20 protein-coding genes and 1 other RNA gene are annotated in these 25,820 nt (G+C 61.5%); 13 read left to right on the top strand and 8 right to left on the bottom strand.

Features of this window, described 5'->3' with window-relative positions:
* Window positions 1-112: 112 nt before the first annotated feature.
* Window positions 113-457: a YggL family protein gene (locus M2497_RS23815; protein WP_248483640.1), complete on the top strand. Its 345-nt coding sequence runs from the start codon at window positions 113-115 to the stop codon at window positions 455-457.
* A 38-nt stretch (window positions 458-495) separates the two neighbouring features.
* Here M2497_RS23815 and M2497_RS23810 read toward each other — a convergent pair whose 3' ends face one another.
* A complete protein-coding gene (locus tag M2497_RS23810) occupies window positions 496-1,686 on the bottom strand; it encodes a benzoate/H(+) symporter BenE family transporter (protein WP_248483638.1) in 1,191 nt (396 codons plus the stop codon).
* Window positions 1,687-1,900: 214 nt separating this feature from the next.
* Between M2497_RS23810 and M2497_RS23805 the strand changes: the two genes are divergently transcribed.
* A complete protein-coding gene (locus tag M2497_RS23805) occupies window positions 1,901-2,665 on the top strand; it encodes a GntR family transcriptional regulator (RefSeq protein WP_248483636.1) in 765 nt (254 codons plus the stop codon).
* Between the two features lie 63 nt (window positions 2,666-2,728).
* On the opposite strand, the gene guaD is transcribed toward M2497_RS23805, so the two are convergent.
* The 4 genes from guaD to xdhA form a co-directional block, all read right to left on the bottom strand.
* Window positions 2,729-4,033, bottom strand: a complete 1,305-nt coding sequence (gene guaD, locus M2497_RS23800; RefSeq protein WP_248483634.1) for a guanine deaminase — start codon at window positions 4,031-4,033, stop codon at window positions 2,729-2,731.
* Window positions 4,034-4,045: 12 nt separating this feature from the next.
* Window positions 4,046-4,885, bottom strand: coding sequence for a xanthine dehydrogenase accessory protein XdhC (gene xdhC / locus M2497_RS23795; protein WP_248483633.1), 840 nt, complete (start codon window positions 4,883-4,885; stop codon window positions 4,046-4,048).
* 118 nt (window positions 4,886-5,003) lie between these two features.
* Window positions 5,004-7,403 carry a xanthine dehydrogenase molybdopterin binding subunit gene (gene xdhB / locus M2497_RS23790; protein ID WP_248483631.1) on the bottom strand — a complete coding sequence of 800 codons (2,400 nt, stop codon included), beginning with the start codon at window positions 7,401-7,403 and terminating at the stop codon, window positions 5,004-5,006.
* Window positions 7,396-8,844, bottom strand: coding sequence for a xanthine dehydrogenase small subunit (xdhA, locus tag M2497_RS23785; protein ID WP_248483629.1), 1,449 nt, complete (start codon window positions 8,842-8,844; stop codon window positions 7,396-7,398). Before xdhA ends, xdhB begins: the two co-directional genes overlap by 8 nt.
* A 280-nt stretch (window positions 8,845-9,124) precedes the next feature.
* Here xdhA and M2497_RS23780 point away from each other — a divergent pair, with 280 nt between their 5' ends.
* The 10 genes from M2497_RS23780 to M2497_RS23735 all read left to right on the top strand — a co-directional run bounded on the left by M2497_RS23780 (window position 9,125) and on the right by M2497_RS23735 (window position 22,791).
* Window positions 9,125-9,784 (top strand): GntR family transcriptional regulator, encoded by a 660-nt coding sequence (locus M2497_RS23780; protein ID WP_248483627.1) that lies wholly within the window; start codon window positions 9,125-9,127, stop codon window positions 9,782-9,784.
* A gap of 2 nt (window positions 9,785-9,786) precedes the next feature.
* Window positions 9,787-13,275, top strand: a complete 3,489-nt coding sequence (gene smc, locus M2497_RS23775) for a chromosome segregation protein SMC (protein ID WP_248483625.1) — start codon at window positions 9,787-9,789, stop codon at window positions 13,273-13,275.
* A 259-nt stretch (window positions 13,276-13,534) separates the two neighbouring features.
* Window positions 13,535-14,398, top strand: a complete 864-nt coding sequence (gene zipA / locus M2497_RS23770) for a cell division protein ZipA (protein ID WP_058427355.1) — start codon at window positions 13,535-13,537, stop codon at window positions 14,396-14,398.
* Between the two features lie 87 nt (window positions 14,399-14,485).
* Complete coding sequence (gene ligA, locus M2497_RS23765; protein ID WP_248483623.1) at window positions 14,486-16,843, top strand: NAD-dependent DNA ligase LigA; 2,358 nt, start codon at window positions 14,486-14,488, stop codon at window positions 16,841-16,843.
* A gap of 143 nt (window positions 16,844-16,986) precedes the next feature.
* Window positions 16,987-18,153, top strand: coding sequence for a putative zinc-binding metallopeptidase (locus M2497_RS23760; RefSeq protein ID WP_058427353.1), 1,167 nt, complete (start codon window positions 16,987-16,989; stop codon window positions 18,151-18,153).
* Window positions 18,154-18,377: 224 nt separating this feature from the next.
* Window positions 18,378-18,474: signal recognition particle sRNA small type (ffs, locus tag M2497_RS23755), an RNA gene on the top strand.
* A gap of 125 nt (window positions 18,475-18,599) precedes the next feature.
* Entirely contained in the window at window positions 18,600-19,013 is a 414-nt protein-coding gene (locus M2497_RS23750) for a hypothetical protein (RefSeq protein ID WP_248483621.1), read from the top strand.
* A 20-nt stretch (window positions 19,014-19,033) separates the two neighbouring features.
* Window positions 19,034-20,995 carry a hypothetical protein gene (locus M2497_RS23745; RefSeq protein WP_248483619.1) on the top strand — a complete coding sequence of 654 codons (1,962 nt, stop codon included), beginning with the start codon at window positions 19,034-19,036 and terminating at the stop codon, window positions 20,993-20,995.
* Window positions 20,996-21,152: 157 nt separating this feature from the next.
* Window positions 21,153-22,199 carry an N-acetylmuramidase family protein gene (locus M2497_RS23740; RefSeq protein ID WP_058427350.1) on the top strand — a complete coding sequence of 349 codons (1,047 nt, stop codon included), beginning with the start codon at window positions 21,153-21,155 and terminating at the stop codon, window positions 22,197-22,199.
* Between the two features lies 1 nt (window position 22,200).
* Window positions 22,201-22,791: a hypothetical protein gene (locus M2497_RS23735; RefSeq protein WP_248483617.1), complete on the top strand. Its 591-nt coding sequence runs from the start codon at window positions 22,201-22,203 to the stop codon at window positions 22,789-22,791.
* On the opposite strand, the gene M2497_RS23730 is transcribed toward M2497_RS23735, so the two are convergent.
* The gene (locus M2497_RS23730; protein WP_058427348.1) at window positions 22,792-23,655 is read right to left on the bottom strand and encodes a LysR substrate-binding domain-containing protein; all 864 of its coding nucleotides are present in this window, start codon (window positions 23,653-23,655) and stop codon (window positions 22,792-22,794) included.
* A gap of 101 nt (window positions 23,656-23,756) precedes the next feature.
* On the opposite strand from M2497_RS23730, the gene M2497_RS23725 reads away from it, so the two are divergent.
* On the top strand, window positions 23,757-24,716 hold the full coding sequence (locus M2497_RS23725) for a DMT family transporter (RefSeq protein ID WP_248483615.1): 960 nt from the start codon (window positions 23,757-23,759) through the stop codon (window positions 24,714-24,716).
* Here M2497_RS23725 and M2497_RS23720 read toward each other — a convergent pair.
* Together M2497_RS23720 and M2497_RS23715 are read right to left on the bottom strand one after the other, a co-directional pair.
* The gene (locus tag M2497_RS23720; protein WP_248483613.1) at window positions 24,630-25,001 is read right to left on the bottom strand and encodes a VOC family protein; all 372 of its coding nucleotides are present in this window, start codon (window positions 24,999-25,001) and stop codon (window positions 24,630-24,632) included. The genes M2497_RS23725 and M2497_RS23720 overlap by 87 nt on opposite strands.
* Window positions 25,002-25,055: 54 nt before the next feature.
* Window positions 25,056-25,805, bottom strand: coding sequence for a transporter substrate-binding domain-containing protein (locus M2497_RS23715; RefSeq protein ID WP_248483610.1), 750 nt, complete (start codon window positions 25,803-25,805; stop codon window positions 25,056-25,058).
* Between the last annotated feature and the right edge of the window lie 15 nt (window positions 25,806-25,820).

Genomic DNA, 25,820 nt, shown 5'->3' with positions numbered 1-25,820 from the left:
GGGTATTCGGCGTTTTTTTCACAGGCGTTGTGCCGCCTGTCCCAGAGAATCGGGCAATCGCCGCCTTAAACTGCTAAAGTGCCGCCCGTTATTACTTATGAGGATTGTTCCAATGGCGACTAACCGTTCCCAGCGTCTGCGCAAAAAACTGTGCGTTGATGAATTTCAAGAGCTGGGTTTCGAACTGAACCTGGACTTCAACGAAGGCCTGAGTGAAGAAGCTATCGACGCTTTCCTCGAAGCATTCATCAAAGAAGCCATGGAAGCCAATGGCCTGGGCTACGTCGGCGGCGATGACTACGGTCTGGTTTGCCTGCAGAAGCGCGGCTCGGTCTCCGAAGAGCAACGTGCGGCCGTTGAAGCCTGGCTGAAAAACCGTTCCGAGCTGACCAAGGCTGAAGTCAGCCCGCTGCTGGACGTGTGGTATCCGGAAAAGCCGATCAACGCGGCTAAGTGATACTGAAAAAAAACGGCGACCTGAAGGTCGCCGTTTTTTTATGCCTTACGCCAGTTCAGGATCAGCAGCGTCAACACCCCCGCCACAATCCCCCAGAACGCCGAGCCGATGGAAAACAGCGTCAAGCCAGACGCCGTGACCATGAAGGTGATCAGCGCCGCTTCACGTTCCTTCGGCTCATTCATGGCGATGCTCAGGCCATTGATGATCGAGCCAAACAACGCCAGGGCCGCAATCGACAGCACCAGTTCCTTGGGCAAGGCTGCGAACAATGCTGCCAAGGTCGCGCCAAATACCCCGGCAATCCCGTAGAACACCCCGCACCACACGGCAGCGGTATAACGCTTGTTGCGGTCTTCATGGGCGTGAGGCCCGGTGCAGATCGCTGCGCTGATGGCGGCCAGGTTGATGCCGTGGGAGCCGAACGGAGACAGCACCAGGGACGCCAGCCCCGTGGCGGTGATCAGCGGCGAGGCCGGCACGTTGTAGCCGTCGGCCCGCAGCACGGCGATGCCGGGCATGTTCTGCGAGGTCATCGCTACCACGAACAACGGGATGCCGATGCTGATGGTCGCCGCCAGCGAGAAGTGCGGCGTGGTCCACACGGGGGTTGCTACTTCCAGGTGGAAACCGCTGAAGTCCAGCAGCCCCATCAACCCCGACAGCGCGGTGCCGATCAGCAGCGCGGCCAGCACCGCATAACGTGGCGACAGGCGTTTGATGATCAGGTAGGTAAAGAACATCCCCAGCACAAGCCCGGTGCGATGCTGTGCGGCGACGAAGATCTCGCTGCCGATCTTGAACAGAATCCCCGCCAGCAAAGCAGCCGCGAGTGACGCGGGGATGCGCTTGACCAGTTTTTCAAAGCTGCCGGTCAAGCCGCAGATCGTCACCAGCACCGCGCAGGTGATGTACGCGCCGATGGCCTCGCCGTAACTCACACCGCCCAGGCTGGTGATCAGCAGCGCGGCACCGGGTGTCGACCAGGCAATCGTGATGGGGGTGCGATAGCGCAGGGACAGGCCGATGCTGCACACCGCCATGCCGATGGAAATCGCCCAGATCCATGAGGAAATCTGCGCCGTGGTCAAACCGGCGGCTTGCCCCGCCTGGAACATCAGGACCAGGGAGCTGGTGTAGCCGGTCATCATGGCGATGAAGCCGGCGACGACGGCCGACGCAGAGGTGTCGGCCAGTGGGCGCAGAGGCGCTTGGGTGGCGTCGGTCATGAACAGGTGTTCCTTTTACCAGGGAAGTTGCGGATTCAAGCCTAAACTCAAACGCAGCGACTCATTGCAATACAGCCGACGCCGCAAACAGCCGTACAGTGTGTTGGCGCAGTGGGTTGTGTACAATGTGCCCTGTTTTTAGGTGATACTTGCCAGCGACACGCTGTTGCCGTATTACCGTTAATTCGCCGCCGTTCTCCAAACCCGAGTGCCCATGAACGAACAGTTGCAACCTCTCAAGAAACAACCGCGTGCCGGCAAGGCCGGTCGCAGCGGAACCCAGGACGATATCGTCTACGCGCATATCTTCGAGGCGATCCTCGAACAACGCCTGGCACCCGGTACCAAGTTGAGCGAAGAGGCACTGGGCGAAATCTTCGGCGTCAGCCGCACCATCATTCGCCGCGCGCTGTCGCGCCTGGCCCATGAAGGCGTGGTGCTGCTGCGGCCCAATCGCGGTGCGGTAGTGGCCAGCCCAAGCGTCGAGGAGGCACGCCAGGTGTTCCTGGCGCGGCGTCTGGTGGAGCGGGCGATCACTGAGTTGGCGGTGCAACACGCCACGGCTGAGCAACTGGCCGAACTGCGCCAGATGGTCAACGACGAACGCGACAGCTTTTCCCGTGGTGACCGCGGTGCCGGTATCCGCCTCTCCGGCGAGTTCCACCTCAAGCTGGCTGAAGCGGCGAAGAACGCGCCGCTGATCAGCTTCCAGCGCAGCTTGGTGTCCCAGACCTCATTGATCATCGCCCAGTACGAAAGCGGCAACCGTTCGCACTGTTCCTACGACGAGCACACCCAGTTGATCGATGCGATCGAAGCACGGGATGCGGCGTTGGCAGTGAATTTGATGATGCATCACATGGATCACATCGACAGCAAGCTCAACCTCGATGAAGAGAGCGCGTCGGATGACCTGCATGCGGTGTTTTCGCATTTGTTGCAGACCAAGAAGCCGGGTCGTTCGCCCATAAAGTTGTAAATACGACCAACAATGTGGGAGGGGGCAAGCCCCCTCCCACATTTGTTTTGGTTGTTTATGGAATTAGCGCTGGTGCACCAATTGCCCGGCCGCATACGTCTGCAACACCGTGCGATCATCCCCCAGTGTCATCAGCACAAACAACGTCTCGGCAATGTTCTTCGCCTGCTTCAGGCGATAGCTCATCAGTGGCGTGGCGTTGTAGTCCAACACCAGGAAGTCCGCATCGGTGCCCGGTTGCAGCGTGCCGATCTTGTCTTCCAGCCGCAGCGCCCGCGCACCGCCCAGGGTCGCCAGGTACAGCGACTTGAACGGGCTTAACCGTGCGCCCTGCAACTGCATGACTTTGTAGGCTTCGTTCAGGGTTTGCAGCAGGGAGAAACTGGTGCCGCCCCCCACATCGGTGCCCAGGCCCACATTCAATTTGTGCTTTTCGGCCATCGGCAGGTTGAACAAACCGCTGCCGAGGAAGAAGTTCGAGGTCGGGCAAAATGCGACCGCCGAACCCGTCTGCGCCAACCGTGCACACTCGTCATCACACAAATGCACGCCATGGGCAAACACCGAACGCTCGCCCAGCAACTTGTAGTGGTCGTAGACATCCAGATAGCCACTGCGCTCCGGGAACAGCTCCTTCACCCACTCGACTTCCTGCTTGTTCTCGCTGATGTGGGTCTGCATGTACAGGTCCGGGTATTCCCCCAGCAGTTGCCCGGCCAGTGCCAGTTGCTCCGGCGTACTGGTCGGCGCAAAGCGTGGCGTGACCGCATAGTGCAGGCGGCCCTTACCGTGCCAGCGTTCGATCAGCGCCTTGCTTTCCTGGTAGCCGGATTCAGCGGTGTCGGTCAGGTAGTCCGGCGCGTTGCGGTCCATCATCACCTTGCCGGCGATCATGCGCAGGTCGAGTTTTTCTGCTGCTTCAAAGAATGAATTCACTGACTGCGGGTGCACGCTGCCGAACACCAGCGCGGTGGTGGTGCCGTTGCGCAGCAGTTCCTTGATGAAAATATCCGCGACTTCCTCGGCGTGGGCCTTGTCGGCGAACTGGCTCTCGCACGGGAAGGTGTAGGTGTTGAGCCAGTCGAGCAACTGCTCGCCATAGGCGCCGACCATGCCGGTCTGCGGCAGGTGGATGTGAGTGTCGATCAGGCCCGGGGTGATCAACGCGTCCTGGTAATGGGTGATGTCGATGTCGGCGGGCAAGGTCGGCAGCAAATCGCTGGCACGGCCGATGGCGCTGATTTGACCGTTTTCGATCACCAGCAGGCCGTCTTCGAAGTACTCGTAGGAGGCTTCGATGCCCACTTCAGCGGGGTCGGCGAGGCTGTGCAGCAGGGCGGCACGGTAGGCTTTGCGAGTCAAAGGCATGGTGATCTCATTTCAAATGGCTTGGCTGCGACGTGAAGCCGGCAGCAGTTTGGCAATGGGTTCGGCGCTGGCGGTGTGCTGGCCGAAATTGGCGTTGTAGGTGGCGATGATTTCGCCGGCGATGGAGATGGCGATTTCCACCGGTAACTTGCCCTTCACCTCGGTGAGGCCCATGGGGCAGCGCATGCGTTGCAGCTGCGCGGCGTCGAAGCCGCGATCGCGCAGGCGGTGTTCGAACTTGACGCGCTTGGTCTTCGAACCGATCAGGCCGAAGTAGGCGAAGTCATTGCGCTTGAGCAGGGCGGCGGTCAGTTCCAGGTCCAGCGCATGATTGTGGGTCATGACGATGCAGTAACTGCCCGCCGGCAGGTCGGCAATTTCGTCGACCGGCTCTTCGCTGACGATTTTACGCACGCCCTGGGGGATATGTGCTGGAAACTCCTGATCACGGGAATCAATCCAGCGCACCCGGCACGGCAGGCTGGCCAGCAACGGGACCAACGCACGGCCAACGTGGCCGGCGCCAAACACCGCAATTTGCGCCTGCACCTGGCCCATGGGTTCGAACAGCAACACCGTCACGCCACCGCAGCACTGGCCCAGGCTCGCGCCGAGGCTGAAGCGCTCCAGATGGGTGTTCTGCTGGCCGCGCACAAGCATGTCGCGGGCGATCTGCATCGCCTTGTATTCCAGGTGCCCGCCACCGATGGTGTCGAAGGTCTGCGTGGCACTGATCACCATCTTCGAACCGGCGTTGCGCGGCGTGGAGCCGAGCTCTTCGATGATGGTCACCAGCACGCAGGGTTCGCCTTGGTTCTGCAGGTCGGCGAGGGCGCTGATCCAGTTGTTCATAGTCACCTCTTGTGGTGTCTGTCAGGCCGCTATCGGGGGCAAGCCCCCCTCCCACATTTGAAGGTATTCACAGATCAAAGTGTGGGAGGGGGCTTGCCCCCGATGGCAGCGCCTCGGTCTAGAGCGAAGCCATCTCGGTATCCGCCTCAACCACCTTCGCCGCAGTCAACTGCCGCATCTGCTCACACCCCCACAACACCCGCTCCGGCGTGGCCGGTGCATCGATCCTGGGTTGATGGCGATAGTCACCCAGGCTCGCCACGGCATCCTTGATCGCACACCACGAGGCAATCCCGAGCATGAACGGCGGCTCGCCCACGGCCTTGGAATGGAACACCGTGTCTTCCGGGTTCTTGCGGTTCTCCACCAGCTTCACCCGCAGGTCCAGTGGCATGTCGGCCACGGCCGGGATCTTGTAACTGGCCGGGCCGTTGGTCATCAGCTTGCCCTTGGCGTTCCACACCAGTTCTTCCATGGTCAGCCAGCCCATGCCCTGGATGAAGCCGCCTTCGACCTGGCCGATGTCGATGGCCGGGTTCAGCGACGCGCCCACGTCATGGAGGATGTCGGTGCGCAGCATCTTGTATTCGCCGGTCAGAGTGTCGACGATTACTTCGCAGCACGCCGCGCCGAACGCGTAGTAGTAGAACGGCCGTCCCCGTGACTGGCTGCGGTCGTAGAAGATTTTCGGGGTCTTGTAGAAGCCCGTGCTCGACAGCGGGACCTGGGCGAAATACGCCTGTTGGATCAACGCCTCAAACGTCAGGATCTGCTCGCGCACGCGCACATGGCCGTTGTGGAACTCCACATCCGCTTCGCTCACGTCGTACTTGCGTGCGGCGAATTCCACCAGGCGCTGCTTGATGGCTTCGGCGGCGTTCTGTGCGGCCTTGCCATTCAGGTCGGCACCGCTGGAGGCGGCGGTCGGCGAGGTGTTCGGCACCTTGTCGGTGTTGGTGGCGGTGATCTGTACGCGGTCGATTTCCACCTGGAACACCTCGGCCACCACCTGCGCGACCTTGGTGTTCAAGCCCTGGCCCATTTCGGTGCCGCCGTGGTTCAGGTGGATGCTGCCGTCGGTGTAGATATGGATCAGCGCACCGGCCTGGTTGAGGAAACTCGCGGTAAACGAGATACCGAATTTCACCGGGGTCAGCGCCAGGCCTTTTTTCAGGATCGGGCTGTGGGCGTTGTACAGGCGGATCGCTTCGCGGCGCTCAGCGTATTGGCTGCTGGCTTCCAGTTCGGCGGTCATCTCGTCGAGCATGTTGTGCTCGACGGTCTGGTAGTAGTGGGTGACGTTGCGGTCGGTCTTGCCGTAGTAGTTGGCCTTGCGCACGGCCAGTGGGTCGAGGGCCAGGTGACGGGCGATGGCGTCCATCACTTCTTCGATGGCGACCATGCCTTGCGGGCCGCCGAAGCCGCGATAGGCCGTGTTGGACGCGGTGTTAGTCTTGCAGCGATGGCCGTTGACCGTTGCATCGCCCAGGTAATACGAGTTGTCGGCATGGAACATCGCACGGTCGACAATCGAGTTGGACAGGTCCGGCGAACAGCCGCAGTTGCCCGCCAGTTCCAGGTTGATCCCGTGCAGGCGGCCGTTGTCGTCAAAGCCCACGTCATATTCGATGTAGAAGGGGTGGCGCTTGCCGGTCATCAGCATGTCTTCCACGCGCGGCAGGCGCATCTTGGTCGGCTGGCCGGTCAAGCGTGCCACCACCGCGCACAGGCACGCCGGGCTGGCCGCCTGGGTTTCCTTGCCACCGAAACCACCGCCCATGCGGCGCATGTCGACCACGATCTTGTTCATCGACACGTCGAGCACTTCGGCCACCAGTTTCTGCACTTCGGTGGGGTTCTGCGTGGAGCAGTAGACGATCATGCCGCCGTCTTCGGTGGGCATCACCGAAGAGATCTGGGTTTCCAGGTAAAAGTGTTCCTGGCCGCCGATGTGCAGGGTGCCCTGGATGCGGTTTTTCGCAGTGGCCAGTGCGCCGGCCGAATCGCCGCGCTGGTGGGTGTGGCTGTCGAGCACGAAGTGCTTTTTGCGAAACGCCTCGACCACGTCCAGCACCGGCTCCAGGTCTTCGTATTCGATCACCGCCGCCATGGCGGCCTTGCGTGCGGTTTCCAGGTCACGCGCAGCAACGGCCAGCACCACTTGGCCGACGAACTGCACCGTATCAATCGCCAGCAAGGGGTCGCCGGGCATCAATGGGCCGATGTCTTTCAGGCCCGGCACGTCTTCATGGGTGATGACAATGCGCACGCCTTCAAACGCGTAGCAGGGCGCCGTGTCGATGCTGATGATGCGGGCGTGGGCGCGGTCGGACAGGCGTGCATACAGGTGCAACTGGTTGGGGAATTCCAGGCGGTCATCGATGTACTGCGCTTCGCCGGATACGTGCTTGGCGGCGCTGTCATGCTTGACGCTGCGGCCCACACCGGAAGTGAGGTCCTGGGCAAACAGTGCGGCGAGTTCGGCCTGGGTTTTAACGACGGCGTGATGGTTAGACATAAGCGGTCACCCGAGTCTCGATGTGCGGCGTTTGCAGTTCGATGAAGTATTTGCGCAGCAGGTTCTGCGCGCTGAGCAGGCGGTATTCCTTGCTCGCGCGGAAGTCCGACAGTGGGGTGAAGTCCTGGGCCAGGGCGGCGCAGGCCTTTTCCACGGTGGCGCTGTTCCAGGTGGCACCGACCAACACCGCTTCACAGTTTTTGGCGCGCTTGGGTGTGGCGGCCATACCGCCGAATGCTACGCGGGCGTCGCTGATCACACCGTTGTCGAGCTTGAGGTTGAACGCTGCGCAGACGGCGGAAATATCATCGTCCAGGCGCTTGGACACCTTGTAGGCGCGGAACAGCGTGTGGCCTTTGGGCACGATGATCTTCTCGATGAACTCGCTGTCCTGCCGGGCGGTGACGCGGTAATCGATGAAGTAGTCTTCGAGCGCCAGGGTGCGACGCGTATTGCCCTTGCACAGCACAATCTGCGCGCCGAGGGCGATCAGCAGCGGCGGCGAATCACCGATCGGTGACGCATTGCCGATATTGCCGCCCAGGGTGCCCTGGTTGCGGATCTGCAGGGAGGCGAAGCGGTGCAGCAACTCGCCGAAGTCCGGGTAGGCATGGTGCAGCGCGGTGTAGCAGTCGGAGAGGGCGGCGGCGGCGCCGATTTCCAGGCGGTCGTCGAAGTCGTCGATGCGCTTCATTTCTTCAATGTTGCCGACGTAGATCATCACCGGCAGGGTGCGATGGAACTGGGTCACTTCCAGCGCCAGGTCGGTGCCGCCGGCCAACAGCCGGGCTTGCGGGTAGGCGTCATAGAGGTCGGCCAGGTCGGCGACGGTGAGCGGCACCAGGCAGCGTTTGTCGCCGCTGTTGAGTTCTCCAGTCTGAGTCGGCGCGATGGCTTTGAGGCGGGCGATGGTCTGCGCCTCACGGCTGTCGAACTGGTCCTTGGGCTTGTTGCAGCAGGCCTGTTCGGCGGCGGCAAGAATCGGGCGATAACCGGTGCAGCGGCACAGGTTGCCGGCCAGGGCTTCATGGGCTTTCTGGCTGTCGGGGGCTTCGCTGTTCTTTTGCAGGGCGAACAACGACATCACGAAACCGGGGGTGCAAAAGCCGCATTGCGAACCGTGGCACTCGACCATGGCCTGTTGCACGCTGTGCAGCTGGCCCTGGTGCTTGAGGTCTTCGACGCTGATCAGTTGTTTGCCGTGCAGTGACGAGACAAAGGTCAGGCACGAATTGAGGCTGCGATAACGAATCTGCTCGGCGCCCTGATCATCGGTGTGCAACTCGCCCACCACCACGGTGCACGCCCCGCAATCGCCGCTGGCGCAGCCTTCCTTGGTACCGGATTTGCCCAAATGCTCGCGTAAATAGTTGAGCACGGTCAGGTTGGGGTCCAGGGCGTGCTCGCTACGGAGTTCCTGGTTAAGTAAAAACTGGATCACGGAAGGCCTCGCAGACTCATTATTGTTGTTAACCGCTTTGCGCCGAATCTAGTCATCTCTGACTTTTCGGTCAATGATTTTCTGACCGGAAGGTCAAGAAAATGCGATCGCAACACTTTCAATTATGGTCCAGTCTTCTGGAACCGGTGTTTTTGGGGGCTTGTGGCTGTTCATCGCTGCTTATTCCGTGCCAAATTCGCCACGGTGGGCGTAGCGCCATCAGCCAGCCAATGCGCTACACTGCCGCGCTTGTACCGATAGAAGATTTTGAAGGGAAAACATGACGTTCAAGGCGCCGGACAGTCTCGCCGAGCAAATTGCTCACCACCTCGCCGAACGCATCATTCGCGGCGATCTCAAGCCTGGGGAGCGGATCCAGGAACAGAAGGTCACGCTGGCGCTCAATGTCAGCCGTGGTTCCGTGCGCGAAGCCTTGCTGATCCTCGAACGCCGTCACCTGATCGCGATCCTTCCGCGCCGTGGCGCCCACGTCACCGAGTTAACGGCGCACAAGGTGCAGAGCCTGTGCACCTTGATGGGCGAGCTGTACATCCTGCTCGGCAATGCGGTGGCCCAGGGCTGGCAGGTGCAGGCCGACATGGCGCCGTTCCTGCAGATCCAGCAGCGCCTGGTGACCAGTTACGAGCGCGAGGACATCCGCGCTTTCGTCGAAGAAAGCTTCAACGTGATGCGCGCCGCGTACCCCTTCGCCAATAACCCGTATTTGCAGGAAACCGTCGAGAACCTGCAGCCGGCGATGAACCGCGCCTATTACCTGGCCCTGGATCAGCGCAAGGCGTCCATGAGCGAATACCTGGCGTTGTTCGAGCAACTGCTCGCCGCCGTACTTGCCCGTGACTTGCCGCAGATTCGCCTGGTGCTGTCGGCGTACGGCCAGCGCAGTTGCTCGCTGGTCATCGCTGCGTTGGCGGACGCCTAAACGTGCGGCTCAAGTGCATCAAACTGGCGGGGTTCAAATCCTTCGTCGACCCGACCACGGTGAACTTCCCCAGTAACATGGCGGCGGTGGTCGGGCCCAATGGTTGCGGCAAGTCGAACATCATCGACGCCGTCCGCTGGGTGATGGGCGAGAGCTCGGCCAAGAACCTGCGTGGCGAGTCGATGACCGACGTCATCTTCAATGGCTCCACCAGCCGCAAGCCAGTGAGCCAGGCCAGCATCGAACTGGTGTTCGACAACTCCGACGGCACCCTGATCGGCGAGTACGCGGCCTACGCGGAAATTTCGATCCGCCGCAAAGTGACGCGCGACAGCCAGAACAGCTACTTCCTCAACGGCACCAAGTGTCGCCGTCGGGACATCACCGATATTTTCCTCGGCACAGGCCTGGGGCCGCGCAGCTACTCGATCATCGAACAGGGCATGATCTCCAAGCTGATCGAAGCCAAGCCTGAGGACCTGCGTAACTTCATCGAAGAAGCGGCTGGCATCTCCAAGTACAAGGAGCGCCGCCGCGAGACCGAAAACCGCATTCGCCGCACCCACGAGAACCTCGCCCGCCTGACCGACCTGCGCGAAGAGCTGGAGCGCCAATTGGAGCGCCTGCACCGCCAGGCCCAGGCCGCCGAGAAGTACCAGGAATACAAGGGCGAGGAGCGCCAGCTCAAGGCACAACTGTCGGCCCTGCGCTGGCAGGCGCTGAATGACCAGGTGGGCCAGCGCGAAGCGATCATCGGCACCCAGGAGATCAGCTTTGAAGCCCTGGTGGCCGAGCAGCGCAATGCCGACGCCAGTATCGAACGCCTGCGTGACGGTCACCATGACCTGTCCGAGCGCTTCAATCTGGTGCAGGGCCGCTTCTATTCGGTGGGTGGCGATATCGCCCGCGTCGAGCAGAGCATCCAGCACGGCCAGCAGCGCCTGCGCCAGTTGCAGGATGACCTCAAGGAAGCCGAGCGCGCGCGCCTGGAGACCGAATCCCACCTGGGCCACGACCGTACCTTGCTGCTGACCCTGGGCGAAGAGCTGGACATGCTCACCCCCGAGCAGGAAGTCACCAGCGTCGCCGCCGAAGAAGCCGCCGCCGCCCTGGAAGAAGCCGAAGCCACCATGCACGGCTGGCAGGAGCAGTGGGACACCTTCAACCTGAAGTCTGCCGAACCCCGGCGTCAGGCCGAAGTGCAGCAGTCACGCATCCAGCAACTGGAAACCAGCATGGAGCGCCTGGCCGAGCGCCAGCGCCGCATGCAGGAAGAGCGCGCGTTGCTGTCCGCCGACCCGGAAGACGCGGCGATCATGGAACTGAGCGAGCAACTGGCCGAAAGCGAAATGACGCTGGAAGAGCTGGAAGCCAGCGAAGAACAACAAGTGGAGCGCCTGGAGCAATTGCGTCAGCAGTTGCAGCAGGCGACCCAGGCACAGCAACAGGCCCAGGGTGATTTGCAGCGGCTCAATGGCCGGCTCGCCTCCCTTGAAGCGTTGCAGCAGGCTGCATTGGACCCGGGCACCGGCACCGCCGAGTGGCTGCGTGATCAACATCTGGCCGAACGCCCGCGCTTGGCCGAAGGTTTGAAGGTAGAAGCCGGTTGGGAACTGGCGGTGGAAACTGTCTTGGGCGCCGACCTGCAAGCGGTGTTGGTGGATGACTTTGGCGGCTTCGACCTGGCCGGTTTTGCCCAGGGCGACCTGCGTTTGCTCAGCCCTGCCGCCGATGGCACGCGGGTGCCGGGCAGTTTGCTGGATAAAGTTGAAGCGGCGATTGATCTGTCGCCGTGGCTGGGCCAGGTCAAGCCGGTGGATTCCCTGGAGCAGGCCCTGGCCCAGCGCGGTCAGTTGGGCGCCGGCGAAAGCCTGATCAGCCGTGACGGCTATTGGGTCGGCCGCCACTTCCTGCGCGTGCGCCGCGCCAGTGAAGCGGAAAGCGGCGTGTTGGCCCGTGGCCAGGAAATCGTCAACCTGATCGCCGAGCGCGAAGAGCGCGAAGCCACCCTGGAAAGCCTGGAAACCGAACTGCAAACCCTGCGTGCCACCCAGCGCCAGCAGGAGACCGGCCGCGAGCACCTGCGCCGCCTGTTGCAGGACGAAGCGCGCCAGCAAGGCGAACTCAAGGCCCAGCTCTCCGCGAGCAAAGCCAAGGTCGAGCAACTGACCCTGCGCCGCACCCGCCTCGACGAAGAAGTCGCGGAAATGGGCGAGCAGCGCGCCCTGGAACACGAACAGATCGGCGAAGCGCGCCTGCAGTTGCAGGAAGCCCTCGACAGCATGGCCCTCGACACCGAGCAGCGCGAACTGTTGCTGGCCCAGCGCGACAGCCTGCGCGAACGCCTCGACCGTGTGCGCCAGGAAGCGCGCCAGCACAAGGACCACGCCCACCAGTTGGCCGTGCGCCTGGGGTCGCTCAAGGCCCAGCACGCGTCCACCGCCCAAGCCCTTGAGCGCCTGGAGATGCAGTCCGAACGCCTGACCGAAAAGCGCGAGCAACTGAGCCTCAACCTGGAGGAGGGCGAGGCGCCGCTGGAAGAGCTGCGCCTGAAGCTCGAAGAATTGCTCGACAAGCGCATGACCGTCGACGAAGAACTCAAGACCGCGCAGATCGCCCTCGAAGACGCCGACCGCGAACTGCGCGACGCCGAAAAACGTCGGACCCAGGCCGAACAGCAATCCCAGTTGATCCGTGGTCAGCTCGAACAGCAGCGCATGGAATGGCAAGCCCTGACCGTGCGCCGCAAGACCCTGCAAGACCAATTGCTGGAAGACGGCTACGACCTGCACGGCGTGCTCAACACCCTGACCGCCCAGGCCAACGAGAAAGAAGCCGAAGAGGAACTGGAGCGCATTGCCGCACGTATCCAGCGACTCGGCGCGATCAACCTGGCGGCCATCGACGAGTACCAGCAGCAATCCGAACGTAAACGTTATCTGGATGCCCAGGACGCCGATCTGGTGGAAGCCCTGGACACCCTGGAAAACGTGATCCGCAAGATCGACAAGGAAACCCGTAACCGCTTCAAGGATACCTTTGATCAGATTAATGGCGGTTTACAGGCGTTATTCCCAAAAGTTTTCGGCGGTGGCAGCGCTTACTTGGAACTGACGGGCGAAGATCTACTCGATACAGGGGTAACGATCATGGCGCGGCCTCCGGGCAAGAAGAACAGCACCATCCATTTGTTGTCCGGCGGCGAGAAAGCCCTGACCGCATTGGCCCTGGTATTTGCCATCTTCAAGTTGAACCCGGCGCCGTTCTGCATGCTCGACGAAGTTGACGCGCCGCTGGATGACGCTAACGTTGGACGGTACGCGCGTTTGGTCAAAGAGATGTCCCAGACCGTGCAGTTCATCTATATCACCCACAACAAGATCGCCATGGAAATGGCGGATCAGTTGATGGGGGTCACGATGCACGAACCGGGCTGTTCGCGTCTGGTGGCGGTAGATGTCGAAGAAGCGATGGCGATGGTGGAGTCTTGATCCATGCCGGCAAAGAATTTTTGTAGCGTGCGGTAAGAGGCTTTACCGGTCTGGCGAAAGTGGCAAATGGACATATTTGTTCAAGGCATTTTGACAGACGGTGTAAAGTTATCTTTGGTCGTGCTAGTTTAATGTCAAATTTTCGTATGCGTGGGCAAAACGTCAGTCAGAACATAGAGTTGGCGCCACGTTTTAAAGCGGTTTGCACGTTGCTAAACCCCTTATTTTTCAGCATTTTTTATTAGAGGCACGGGATTACATGGAAATCGGTCTGCGCGAGTGGCTGATCGTCATCGGCATTATTGTCATTGCCGGTATTCTTTTTGATGGCTGGCGCCGCATGCGCGGTGGCAAGGGCAAGCTCAAATTCCGTCTGGACCGCAACCTGTCCAACTTGCCCGACGACGACGGCAGCGCCGAGCTGCTGGGGCCGCCCCGTGTGCTGGATACCCATAAAGAACCGCAACTGGACGAGCACGACTTGCCGTCGATGAGCGCGCCGGTGCGTGAAGCCCGCGAGCCGTCATCCAAGCGTGGCAAGCGCACCGCTCCGGTGGTCGCAGAACCGCGCCAGGCTGACCTGGACCTGGACGTCAATGACGGCCCGAGCTTCAGCAGCCGCGACGATGATTTCCCCGACGAAAACGCCGGCAAGAATGCCCCGCGCCAGTCCGTGAACGACCAGCCGGCCGCCGAAGAAGTGCTGGTGATCAGCGTGATCTGCCGCGACGCTGCTGGCTTCAAGGGCCCGGCCCTGTTGCAGAACATCCTCGAAAGCGGCCTGCGGTTTGGCGAGATGGATATCTTCCACCGTCACGAAAGCATGGCCGGCAACGGCGAAGTGCTGTTCTCCATGGCCAATGCGGTCAAGCCGGGCACCTTCGACCTGGACGATATCGACCTGTTCAGCACCCCGGCCGTGAGCTTCTTCCTCGGCCTGCCAGGCCCGCGTCACCCGAAACAGGCGTTCGACGTGATGGTGGCCGCGGCCCGCAAGCTGTCCCAGGAACTCAATGGCGAGCTCAAGGACGACCAGCGCAGCGTGCTGACCGCCCAGACCATCGAGCACTACCGTCAGCGCATCGTCGAGTTCGAGCGTCGCGCCCTGACACAGAAGCGCTGAGGTCCGATCTTAAGCGTTGCCTGTAGAATCCGTGCACTAACATATTGAGCAGCTTCGGCTGCTCTTTTGCTTTATGAGAGAACACCCATGACCGCCGCCCACACCCGCATCCTCGAACTGCGCGCTGAACTGGATCAGCACAACTACCGCTACCATGTCCTCGACGAGCCGAGCATTCCGGACGCCGAGTACGACCGCTTGTTCCACGAGCTCAAGGCCCTGGAGGCCGAGCACCCGGAACTGGTCACGCGGGATTCACCGACGCAGCGAGTCGGCAGTGCGGCGCTGTCGGCGTTCACCCAGGTCAAGCATGAGATCCCGATGCTCAGCCTGGGCAACGCGTTCGATGAAACCACCATGCTCGAGTTTGATCGCCGGGTCACCGAAGGCCTCGACCTGCCGGTGGGCGACCTGTTCGGCGCTGGCGCGGCGGTGGAATACAGCTGCGAACCGAAGCTGGACGGCCTGGCGGTCAGCCTGCTGTATCAGGACGGTGAGCTGGTTCGCGGCGCCACCCGAGGCGACGGCACCACCGGCGAAGACATCAGCGTCAACGTGCGCACCGTGCGCAACATCCCGCTGAAACTGCACGGCAGTGGCTGGCCGGCAACCCTGGAGGTGCGCGGCGAAGTGTTCATGTCCAAGGCCGGTTTCGAGCGACTCAACGCCGCGCAACTGGAAGTCGGCGGTAAGACCTTCGCCAACCCGCGCAACGCCGCTGCCGGCAGCCTGCGTCAGCTGGACTCGAAGATCACCGCCAGCCGCCCGCTGGAGTTCTGCTGCTACGGCGTGACCACCGATATCAGCGACACCCACATCGGCAACCTGCAACAGTTGAAGCAGTGGGGCATGCCCATCAGCCATGAGCTGAAGTTGGCCAAAGGCATTCAGGATTGCCTGGAGTACTACCGTGACATCGGCGAGCGGCGTAACAGCCTGCCGTATGAGATCGACGGTGTGGTGTTCAAGGTCAACAGCATCGCCTCCCAGCGTGAACTGGGCTTCCGCGCCCGCGAACCGCGCTGGGCCATCGCGCATAAATTCCCGGCCATGGAAGAGCTGACCGAACTGCTCGACGTGGAATTCCAGGTTGGCCGCACCGGCGCCGTGACGCCTGTGGCGCGCTTGAAGCCGGTCAAGGTTGCGGGCGTGACCGTGTCCAACGCCACCCTGCACAACATGGACGAAGTCGCGCGCCTGGGTGTGATGATCGGCGATACCGTGATCATCCGCCGCGCTGGGGATGTGATCCCGCAGGTGGTGTCGGTGGTGCTTGAGCGCCGCCCGGAAGACGCCCGTGCGGTGCCGATCCCGCAGAGCTGCCCGGTGTGCGGCTCCCACGTTGAGCGCACGCAACTGGTCAAGCGCAGCAAGGGCAAGGAAACCGTCAGCGAAGGCGCGGTGTACCGTTGCGTCGGGCGTCTGGCCTGTGGTGCGCAGCTCAAGCAGGCGATCATTCATTTCGTCTCGCGCCGCGCCATGGACATCGATGGCCTGGGCGACAAGACCATCGAGCAATTGGTGGATGAAAAGCTCATCGGCTCACCGGCCGACCTCTACAAGCTCAAGTACGAGCAGATCATCGACCTGGAAGGCTTTGCCGATATTTCCAGCAAGAAGCTGATCACCGCTATCGAAAACAGCAAGACCCCGACCCTGGCGCGGTTCATCTACGCCCTGGGCATTCCCGACGTGGGCGAGGAGACTGCCAAGGTGCTGGCGCGTTCGCTGGCGTCCCTGGAGCGCGTGCAGAAGGCCTTGCCGCAAGTGCTGACGTACCTGCCGGACGTGGGCCTGGAAGTGGCGCACGAGATCCACAGCTTTTTTGAAGACAGCCATAACCAGGACGTGATCGGCGCACTGCTGTCGCCGCAGGAGTGCGGCCTGCAATTGCAGGACCAGGGCGACCTGAGCGCCGAATTCGCCGCCAGTACCACCCTGGGCGGCTTGCTCGACAAGTTGCATGTGCCGAGCGTCGGCCCGGGCGCTGCGCAAAAGTTGGCAGACAAATTCGTCACCCTCGAAGGCGTGATCAAGGCCGACTGGCTGGATATGCGCCAGGCGTTGCCCGAGAAGCAGGCCAAGGCGGTGCGTGAGTTCTTCGATAACGCCGACAACGCCAACCATGCCCTGGCCATCGAGCAGCAGCTCAAGGACTTCGGCATGCACTGGCTGAGCGAGAAGAAAGTCGTCGAAGGTTTGCCCGAAGCGGGGCACACCTGGGTACTCACCGGCTCCCTGGAACTGATGAGCCGTGACGTGGCCAAGGAAAAACTCGAAAGCCTCGGGGCCAAGGTGGCGGGTTCCGTCTCGGCGAAGACCCACTGCGTGGTGGCGGGGCCGGGGGCGGGTTCCAAGCTGGCCAAGGCGAGCGAACTGGGCCTGAAGGTATTGGATGAAGAAGCCTTCGTCTCCTTCCTTGCCAAGCACAACATCACCGTCTGATTTGCACTTTGTAGCGAGCGGGCTTGCTGTGGCGAGCGGGCTTGCCCCGCGTCGGGCTGCGCAGCAGCCCCCCAACCCTAACGAAAGTGGAACGATCCTGAACAGAAAGTGATCTAGTCTCAGTCACCCAGGGAGAGATCGCCATGTTCCGCTACTTCGAGCAACTCAGTTCGCGCATCGCTGCACCGTTCGTAGCCGGCACATCCCGCGACAGCAAGGTGTGGCAGTGCCGCTGCGGCCAATCGCTGTTCTTTCGCAACAGCCAGTGCCTGGCCTGCCAGGCGCTGCTGGGCTACCAACCCCAACAAGCCCGGCTGGACTCCCTGCAGCCCGGCCCGGTCGAAGGCACCTGGCTGCAGGACGGTAACCTCGACGCCGGCGCCTTCCGCCGCTGCGCCAACCTCGACACCCCGGCCGCCTGCAACTGGCTGATCCCGGCCCATAGCACCGCGCCGCTGTGCGTGGCATGCAGCCTGAACCGCACCATTCCTGACCTGTCGATCCCTGAAAACCACGAGCGCTGGCGCAAAGTCGAAACCGCCAAGCGCCGGTTGGTCGCGCAATTGATCAGCCTGGGTTTGCAAGTGGTGCCCAAAAGCGTCGACGAAGACACCGGCCTGGCCTTCGATTTTGTCGGTATCGACCTGGAGGGCAACGCGCCCATGACCGGTCACGCGAACGGCCTGATCACCCTCGATATCAAGGAAGCCGACGACGCCCACCGGGAAAAGGTCCGCGTCCAGATGCGCGAACCCTATCGCACGCTGCTCGGCCACTTTCGCCATGAGGTCGGCCATTATTACTGGGATCGCCTGATCGCCAATACCCACTGGCTTGAACCGTTTCGCAACCTGTTCGGCGACGAACGTGCCAGTTATGCCGACGCCCTCGACCAGCACTACCAGCACGGCCCACGCGCCGATTGGCAGCAAACCTGCGTCAGCGCCTACGCCACCATGCACCCCTGGGAAGACTGGGCCGAAACCTGGGCGCACTACCTGCACATGATGGATGCCGTCGACACCGCCTTGGGCTTTGGCATGAGCGCCCGCGAGATGGACCTGGATTACCAGCCATTTCCCCTCAGCACGCTCTATGACCCCGAACACCCTGGCGGCGTGGCATTCCTGTCATTCGTCAACGCGTGGATCGAACTGGCCGGCATGCTCAATGAACTGTCGCGCAGCATGGGCCAGCCGGATTTTTATCCCTTTGTGCTGCCTCCAGCGGTGATCGCCAAGCTGCACTTCATTCACCTGGTGATCCAGGAAGAAGGCGGCCGAGCAGATGAGGTGGTACTGGCACAATGATGAGCACTGTGGGAGGGGGATTGCCCCCGATGGCGCTGGGTCAGTCACCTGTTTATTGGCTGATGTACCGTCATCGGGGGCAAGCCCCCTCCCACAGATGCCGTTGACGGTGACAAGTACTTGAACCCCTTCATATTTTTAATCCGGCCCCAACGGTTGTAACTTCCGATGAGATCGGTACAATGGCCCCGCTTGCCGAGAGGCCAGCGTCGTTATGGTGACCCCATCGGTCCCCCCGCAACGATTACCCGTGAACCTGGTCAGAGCCGGAAGGCAGCAGCCACAGCGGGAACATTGTGTGCCGGGGTGTGGCTGGTGGGGTTGCCTCCATAACGCTCTTCCTTGCAATACCTCTTCAAATCCAAATCAAAAATGCTTTCACGCCATCTGCCATCGGGCAGTCCATGGCGGCATACTCCAGTGCCTGGCATCCGGAGATAGCACACGTGGAAAAAGTCGACGACCTCACTCGCGAAAAACTGCGGGAATGGCAGATGCGCCGCCTGGAGATCAAGGACCGCATTCAATCCCACCCTGAGCAGACCCTGGAATTGTCGAGGGTGCTGGACCTGATGGACGATGAACACGCGGAAATCCTCAGCCAGGCGGAAATGATCCGCTCTGCGGAAGTCGTTGACGAGCCCGCGCAGCCACCGCTGGCGTGCGCCTGCACGCTGCAATTGAACGTGGCCGCGCAGAGCGCCGAAGACTTGCGGCGGTTGCTCGATATGGCTGTGTTCGAACTCCAGCAACAGATCAATGCGATGGCGTCTGCGGCTGACGCAGGCCCTCATTGCGGCGGTATGTCGGGCTCCCTGGGCGAGTATCGGTTTGAACTGGGCGGTCAGGGCAATGCCTGATTCCCTGGCGGCGAGGCACTATGCAACCTGAACACTTCGATTTATCCAGCCCGGTCTTCCTGCCTGTCACGGATGAAACCTGCACGGCCCTGCTCGGTACGGACGGCGCCCTGGCCCTGGCTGGCCTGACGGACCCGGAACTGGCCGCCGTACTGGTCATCCAGAACCTGGCCCAGGCCGCGGAAAAAGACCTGACCTGCGCGGGCGCCGAACGCATCCTGGCCAAGTTGCTCGACTGGTCGGTCGACACGCGGGCAGGGGGCGCTGCGACGCTGCTGTCCGAAGCCCAGCGACTGTTCGATCCGCGCAAGCTCTACTTCGGTTTCAACGCGCTTAAAAGCGTCAACCTGCGCCTGCTGTCGGCTGAAGAAGTCGCGGCGCGGGATTACCTGCTGCCTACGGGCAAATGGGATATCGGCTATAAGGTCCGCCACCTGCGCAGCAATGATCCATTCAGCCAACAGATGATCACGCCCCGCCAGCGCGAGCGCTGGCTCAGCCCGGCCCAGGACAAACTGGTGCGTACCTTCCGCGCCAACCTCAATGAAGACCTGCATGTCCAGGGCTACGCGGGCATCGGCAAGAGCCACCTGCTCGGCGCCTTGATGGAGTGCCTGCGCCCCGCCCAGACCCTGGTGCTGGCACGCACAGGGGCCAAACTGGCGACCCTGCGTGAGCGCATGGGGTTGGGGAAGGACAGCAAGGCGGGTTCGACCTTCGCCGCGTTCGCCAAGGCGCTGCTGCAGGGGCCGCGCCCATCCGTGCAGGGCACGCCTGCCAGGTTGCCCGGCAAGCATGAAGTGTCGCAGACCCTGAATATCCACGGCTGGCGGGGGCACGAGGGCGTGGCGACGCTGGATATCTGTCTAAAGGTGCTCGAAAGCTATTGCCACTCCAGTCATCACAGCCTGTCGGCCAGGCACCTGCCGCATTTCAAGCACCCGTTGTCCAGCGTGGATACCCAGGCGTTGCTGGAGTATTCCAGCCGGTTGTGGACGTACCTGGAGGCCAACCCACAGTGGGCCGGCCAGACTGCCTTCGCGGCATTGTGGCTGATCAAGCGTGCGAGTCTCGAAGGCTGTGTGGTGCCGCCTCGCTATACCCACGTGTTGATCGATGAAAGCCAGGACATCCCGCCTTCGTTGTTGCAGATTATCGAGCGTGGCCGCCAGGTATTGATCACCCTCGGCGATGAATACCAATTGGCCAGCGGTGTGATGGTGCGAAGAAAGCGCGAAGTCCGGCACACCGACATCAGTTACTCGGTGCGCTCGGGCCGCAACGTCGAGCGCCTGGTCAACCCGTTGATCAGCGTGCACTCACAAAAGTGCAAAACCCCCTTCGAAGGCGCGCGGGATGCCGACGTCGGCATCGAGCATTACCCCCAGGGCTTCGTGCCGCCGGAAGGCTGCGTGGTGTTGACCGCCTCCCATTGGGACACCATGAAATGGGCCATCCAGTTGCAGCAGGCCAACTGCCCGTTCGGGTTCTTCGACACTGCAGCGCAGCAGGATCTGCAGCGCTTCATGATCAGCGTCATCGCCTTGTTCAAGCCGCAGTTCTACAGCAACGAGCACAACGACAACGGTCCCCATGCGTATTTCAGCGACATGGACGATTGGCAACAGGTGCGCGATGCCAGCCAGTTCGATGAAGCGTTTCTGTGGGTCGAGAGCGAGTTGGAAAAAGGCTTCAACGTCGCCGACATCACACGCTTGAACCGGCTGGGCGGCGTGCCCGGCAAGCGTTGCCTGCTAATGCTGGCGGCAGAGGCGGGCGGCATGGAGTTTGACCGGGTATTGCTGACGCCCGAGTTGCTGACCAACGTGAAGTTCAAGGACGCCTACGCGTTCGACCAACGGCTGTGCGAGGTGTATATCGCCATTTCCCGCGCGCGGATGCAGCTTTACCTGCCTTACGATGTAGTCGAGTGGATTGATTTCCACACCTATCAGAAAACCCGTGAATTCCACGGCTACTGAATGATTTAATTCGGCTGTTTCACAACTTTTGCAGGTCGCTCTGGACAACCTAAAACCACCTTGTTAGTTTCCGCCAGCCACTTGTTTCAGAGTGTGACAAGTGTGTGAAGTTGATATTGAAGTGCCATCGCTTCTTTAACTAACAAGGATGTCTGTGATGAAAAGCCTGCAAGGGTTGCCCCGTCTTATCAGTGCTTCGGTAGGCGCGCCCGGCAAAGCCCGCAACTTGCCCGCCGATGTGCAGTGCGTCCAATACTTGTTCAATCTGATCATTCCAAAAATGGGCTTCCCGCTGGCCGAAAACGGCAAGTGCGATGGCCAATTGGTGCAATGCATCAGCCAGTATCAATTCCGTCATCTCAAATATGCCCACCCTGATGGCGTGATCGACCCGACCGGTAAAACCTTCAACAGCCTGATCGAAGAAGCGGTGAAGGTGCCGGTAAAGGCGTTCCCGAGCATGCGTATCCCGAGCTTTCTGAATGTGTTCGGCAACAATCAGGGTGACGCGGTGCAGGCCACGGTCAATGTGTACCTGGACCGCATGCGCGCGATGATCGAGGCCGAGAAGCGCAACCGTCAATTGATGCTGCAGGCCACGTGCGACGGGGGCATGACCCTCAGCGAGACGGATTTCCAGAACGCGGCCACGCAGTTGGGCGGTGGTATTTCGGTGAACATCATCAAGGCCTTCGCCACCGTGGAATCCGGCGGCCGTTCAGGTTTTGGCCCGGCCAAATTGCCGGTAATCGCCTTCGAAGGGCACCTGTTTCGCAAGTACACCAAGCACATCTACGACCAAGCGCACCCGCTGCTGTCCTACCCCTACAAGAAAAAGGCCGGGCCACAGTGGCAGACCAATAACAAGGACCAGACCAAGGCCTGGGAAACCATGGCCACCGCGTTTGCGCTGGATCAGGAAGCCGCGTTGATGTCGGCGTCCTGGGGCATGTTTCAGATCATGGGTTTCAACTACGCGTCCTGCGGTTACAAGACGGTGTTTGAATTTTCTGCGGCATTAAAAGTGAATGCCGGTAACCAACTAAAGGCCTTCCTCGGTTTTTGCAGCAAGAGCCCGGCGTTGATGAAGGCCATGAAAGCCAAGGATTTTACCGGCATGGCGCGTAACTATAACGGCGAGGACTACGGCAACTATGACGTCCTTATGCAAAAAGCCTACGAGAAACTTGAAGGGAAAAAATAAGATGATCCGTTTTCTAGCGATCGGTGTGTTGTCGTTGTGCGCTGTAGCCCCTGCGTTTGCCGGTTCGCCCGCGTTGCATTCGGGCAAGTATGAAGGGCTGATGCTGGCGGTGACGCCTGAGCACCAGGTGGAGGGTTACTACTCGGAAGCGATGGGCGAGGGCGTCACCCGCAGTTGCACGTTCTACCTGCAAGGCAAACCCGCTGCGCTGACTACCTGGGCCGACGCCACCTACCCCGGCAGCCTGGCACCCTCGTCCGATGGCGTGACCCTGACCGTGGCAGAAGGCCGCCAGCATCCGGGTTGCCTCAATGTGCTGATGCCGGAGATCGCCACCGGCCTGGACCTGAGCCAGACCGCCAACACGAAATGGATCGGCCTGGTGAAGGTGTCCGCCGACAAGGCTTACCTGCTGAAAAACCCAAGTGCCAAGGCCGCCAAGCGTCCGTACATCGTCAAGAATGATGTGGTTGGAGTGCTGGCCTTCAAGGATGGCTGGGCCCAGGTCGAGTTCATCAATGCCGATGACCGCTCGTTTACCGGGTGGATCAGCCAGGATCAGTACAGCCATCTGGCTGCCCCCAAAAGCTGATCAGCCGAAAGTTTCGCGCAACAACCCGGCAAACGCATCCCGCGCCAGGTGCCGCTGGGTGTCCTTGTGCCAGAACAGCAGGTTGTCCACCGCCTGCAGTTCCTCGAACCGGTACGACGCCAGCTGATTGGCCTGCTCATAGCGGGCCAGGATGCCTTCCGGCGCCAGTGCCACGCCAATTCCCGCACTGACACAACCGATGATCGTGCCCCAGCTGGCATAGCTGGCAATGGCCGGCTTGAACGCGTGGGGCTTGACCCAGTTCTCCAGCGCCGCCCGATATGGGCAGCCGGGCGGCCATACCAGCAGCGTGCGACCGGCCAGGTCTTCGGCGCTGCGGATCGGTGCGCTGGAGGCGCTGGCGATCAGCACCAGGCGTTCGCTGTAGACCACGCTGTGTTCGAGCTTTGCGCGTTTGTTGCCGGCGGCCACCAGCGCCACGTCCAGGCGGTGGTGTTGCAGGTCATCGAGCAGTTCGCCCCAGGCACCGGTCACCAGCTCCAGGCTGACATCCGGGTAGCGCCGATGGTATTCGGCCAGCAACGGCGGCAGGCGTCCGCTGGCGCTGGACTCCACAGCGCCGATACGCAGGGTGCCACGGGGAATCGCGTTGGCGTCGACCGCGCGTTTGGACTCGTCCACCAGCGCCAGGATACGTTCGCAATACTCCAGGAAGATCTCACCGGCCGCACTGATCGCCAGCCCGCGTCCGGCACGGATAAACAGCGGTGTGCCCAACTCGCTTTCCAGCTGCTTGATGCGCGTGGTGATGTTGGACGGCACGCAATGCAATTGCACGGCGGCCTGGGCCACGCTGCCGGTTTGCGCCACGGCTCGCACCATTTTCAGTTGGGCCAGTTCCATTGCTCAGTTCCAGTGATTTCAGAAGTCAGAAACGGTTAATTGTCCTGCGCGTTGCTCGGGCGAAGACTGACGGCATTCCTTCCCCGTTTCGGATGCCGTCGATGAACACCCCGTCACCCCTGAAGCTTACGCTAGTCATCGCCAGCGTCATCCTCTGTTGGGCCTATTCGCCGATTGGCGTGCACATCGGCCTGCACAGCTACAGCCCTGGCCAGCTTGCGCTGCTGCGGTTTCTGATCGCCTCGCTGTTCATGGCCGGTGTGGCGCTGATGCTGGGCATCGGTCGGCCACGTCTGCGGGATCTGCCGTGGCTGTTGGTCTTGAGTTTTTTCGGGGTGTTCCTGCACCACACCAGCCTGAATTACGGCCAGCAGTTCGTGACGGCGGCGGCGTCCAGTGTACTGGCGCAATCGGCGCCGCTGTTCAGCGTGTTGATCGCGTTCTTCTGCTTGAAGGAACGGGTCAGCCTCTGGCGCTGGAGCTGCGTGCTGCTGGGTTTGCTCGGCGTGCTGGTGGTGATCTGGGGCGATCACGGCGTGGGTGATATCGACCCGCGCGGCTTGCTGATCCTGCTGGCGGCGGTGTCATGGAGCCTGTACTTCGCCATCCAGAAACATTACGCCCATCGCTATAGCCCGCTGACGATGGCCTGCTACATGGTCTGGGCCGGCACCTTGATGCTCTGTGTGAACCTGCCGGGCCTGTCGGCTGCCGTGGTGCAGGCGCCGTTGCCGGAGAACCTCGCGGTGCTGGTGCTCGGGATTTTCCCCAGCGCCCTGGCGTACCTGGCCTGGGGCTATGTGTTGAAACATGTCGAGGTCAGCCGCGCATCGGTGGCGATGTACCTGATCCCGCCGGTGGCGATGACGATGGCGGCAACGCTGCTCGGTGAGCACATCGCCCTGCAAGTGGTGCTGGGCGGTGTGATCGTGTTGGCCAGTGTAGCCGCCATCAGCCTGGAGGGGCGCTGGCGGTCAGTCGCTCAGGCAAAACGCGCGCAGCCGGTGGCCGTCGAGGTCCTGGGCGACGAAGGTGTAGCCGAAGTCCAGGGTGGTCGGTGACTGGATGATGGTTGCGCCGCGCGCTACCCATTGATCATGCAGCGCGTCCACAGCGGCTTGGTCAGCCAGGGACAAGCCCACTTCGCCGCCACCCCCGGTGAGCCGGGCCGCCGGTTCCACGGTATGGCGCGACCACAGCCCCAGCTTTACGCCATTGTCGAGAATGAACAGGGCGAAGGTCGGGTTGAGTTCCACGGGCGGCTTGTCCAGCAGGCGGCTATAGAAGTTGGCGCTGGTGGCCGGGCTGTCGACGTACAGCAGGAAGTAATGGGCGAGGGTGTTCATGCAGGCTCCTTGGGAATGCGTGTTCGATGGCGCCAAGTCTATAAGGCGGCACTGTCAGTTTCTGTCAGGAGTCTCACCGGTGTAGAGCCGGATGATCTGCTCGATCTCGCCCGACTGCTGCATGCGCAGCAAGGTGCGCAGGATCTGCTGCACCGGCACATTCGGGGCGTTGCGCACGATACAGCCCAGGCGCTGCTCATCAATCACCACAACCTTGTGCAGCCGTTTGCCGACCGGCAGGCGTTGGTTGAAACGGTCGAGTATCCATTCGTTGCTCACCGCAAACTTGAAGCGCCCGGCCACCAGTTTGTGCAGCACCTGCTCTTCGCTACGCGCATCGTCGCGGCTGAGTTGGTCTTTGGCGAACAGCGGGTCGAGGGTCGTATACCGGTAATTGAGCACGGTGCCGATCGCCTGCGGCGCGAGTGTGTCCAGCTCTACCGGCTTCGGGGGGATGTGGGTGCTGACCAACAGGTTGCGCTGCACCATCAGCGGCACGCTCCAGACGTAATCGCCGGACGCGTCGTCGACCCAGGCCTGGGTGACATAACAGCGCACATCAATATCGCCATGCTCCATGGCGCTGGAGATACGCGCCCGTGCCAACACATGGAATTCGGCCGGCCTGCCGACCTGGGTAGCCAGGCTCAACATCAGGTCATACAAAATGCCCTGGGTGGGCCGGCCGCCCTCCAATTGCACCAGGGGCATCGCCCAGCTGTCGGAAACCGAGAAACGCAACGGTGCGGGCGCTGCCAGGCAAGCCGTGGTGATCATCCATAAAGCGCCCAGGACTACGCGCATACACACTCCGGGTTC

It is taken from the genome of Pseudomonas sp. CYM-20-01 (genome assembly GCF_023169845.1).
Classification (GTDB): domain Bacteria; phylum Pseudomonadota; class Gammaproteobacteria; order Pseudomonadales; family Pseudomonadaceae; genus Aquipseudomonas; species Aquipseudomonas azotoformans.
The sequence above is the reverse complement of the archived record's forward strand: the minus strand, read 5'-3'. Positions and strand labels throughout refer to the sequence as shown.

Bases quoted from the DNA above. Each gene is read 5' to 3' on its own strand.
- M2497_RS23815 (WP_248483640.1), top strand. From the start codon at position 113: ATGGCGACTAACCGTTCCCAGCGTCTGCGCAAAAAACTGTGCGTTGAT.
- M2497_RS23810 (WP_248483638.1), bottom strand. From the start codon at position 1,686: ATGACCGACGCCACCCAAGCGCCTCTGCGCCCACTGGCCGACACCTCT.
- M2497_RS23805 (WP_248483636.1), top strand. From the start codon at position 1,901: ATGAACGAACAGTTGCAACCTCTCAAGAAACAACCGCGTGCCGGCAAG.
- guaD (WP_248483634.1), bottom strand. From the start codon at position 4,033: ATGCCTTTGACTCGCAAAGCCTACCGTGCCGCCCTGCTGCACAGCCTC.
- xdhC (WP_248483633.1), bottom strand. From the start codon at position 4,885: ATGAACAACTGGATCAGCGCCCTCGCCGACCTGCAGAACCAAGGCGAA.
- xdhB (WP_248483631.1), bottom strand. From the start codon at position 7,403: ATGTCTAACCATCACGCCGTCGTTAAAACCCAGGCCGAACTCGCCGCA.
- M2497_RS23780 (WP_248483627.1), top strand. From the start codon at position 9,125: ATGACGTTCAAGGCGCCGGACAGTCTCGCCGAGCAAATTGCTCACCAC.
- zipA (WP_058427355.1), top strand. From the start codon at position 13,535: ATGGAAATCGGTCTGCGCGAGTGGCTGATCGTCATCGGCATTATTGTC.
- ligA (WP_248483623.1), top strand. From the start codon at position 14,486: ATGACCGCCGCCCACACCCGCATCCTCGAACTGCGCGCTGAACTGGAT.
- M2497_RS23760 (WP_058427353.1), top strand. From the start codon at position 16,987: ATGTTCCGCTACTTCGAGCAACTCAGTTCGCGCATCGCTGCACCGTTC.
- M2497_RS23745 (WP_248483619.1), top strand. From the start codon at position 19,034: ATGCAACCTGAACACTTCGATTTATCCAGCCCGGTCTTCCTGCCTGTC.
- M2497_RS23740 (WP_058427350.1), top strand. From the start codon at position 21,153: ATGAAAAGCCTGCAAGGGTTGCCCCGTCTTATCAGTGCTTCGGTAGGC.
- M2497_RS23735 (WP_248483617.1), top strand. From the start codon at position 22,201: ATGATCCGTTTTCTAGCGATCGGTGTGTTGTCGTTGTGCGCTGTAGCC.
- M2497_RS23730 (WP_058427348.1), bottom strand. From the start codon at position 23,655: ATGGAACTGGCCCAACTGAAAATGGTGCGAGCCGTGGCGCAAACCGGC.
- M2497_RS23725 (WP_248483615.1), top strand. From the start codon at position 23,757: ATGAACACCCCGTCACCCCTGAAGCTTACGCTAGTCATCGCCAGCGTC.
- M2497_RS23720 (WP_248483613.1), bottom strand. From the start codon at position 25,001: ATGAACACCCTCGCCCATTACTTCCTGCTGTACGTCGACAGCCCGGCC.
- M2497_RS23715 (WP_248483610.1), bottom strand. From the start codon at position 25,805: ATGCGCGTAGTCCTGGGCGCTTTATGGATGATCACCACGGCTTGCCTG.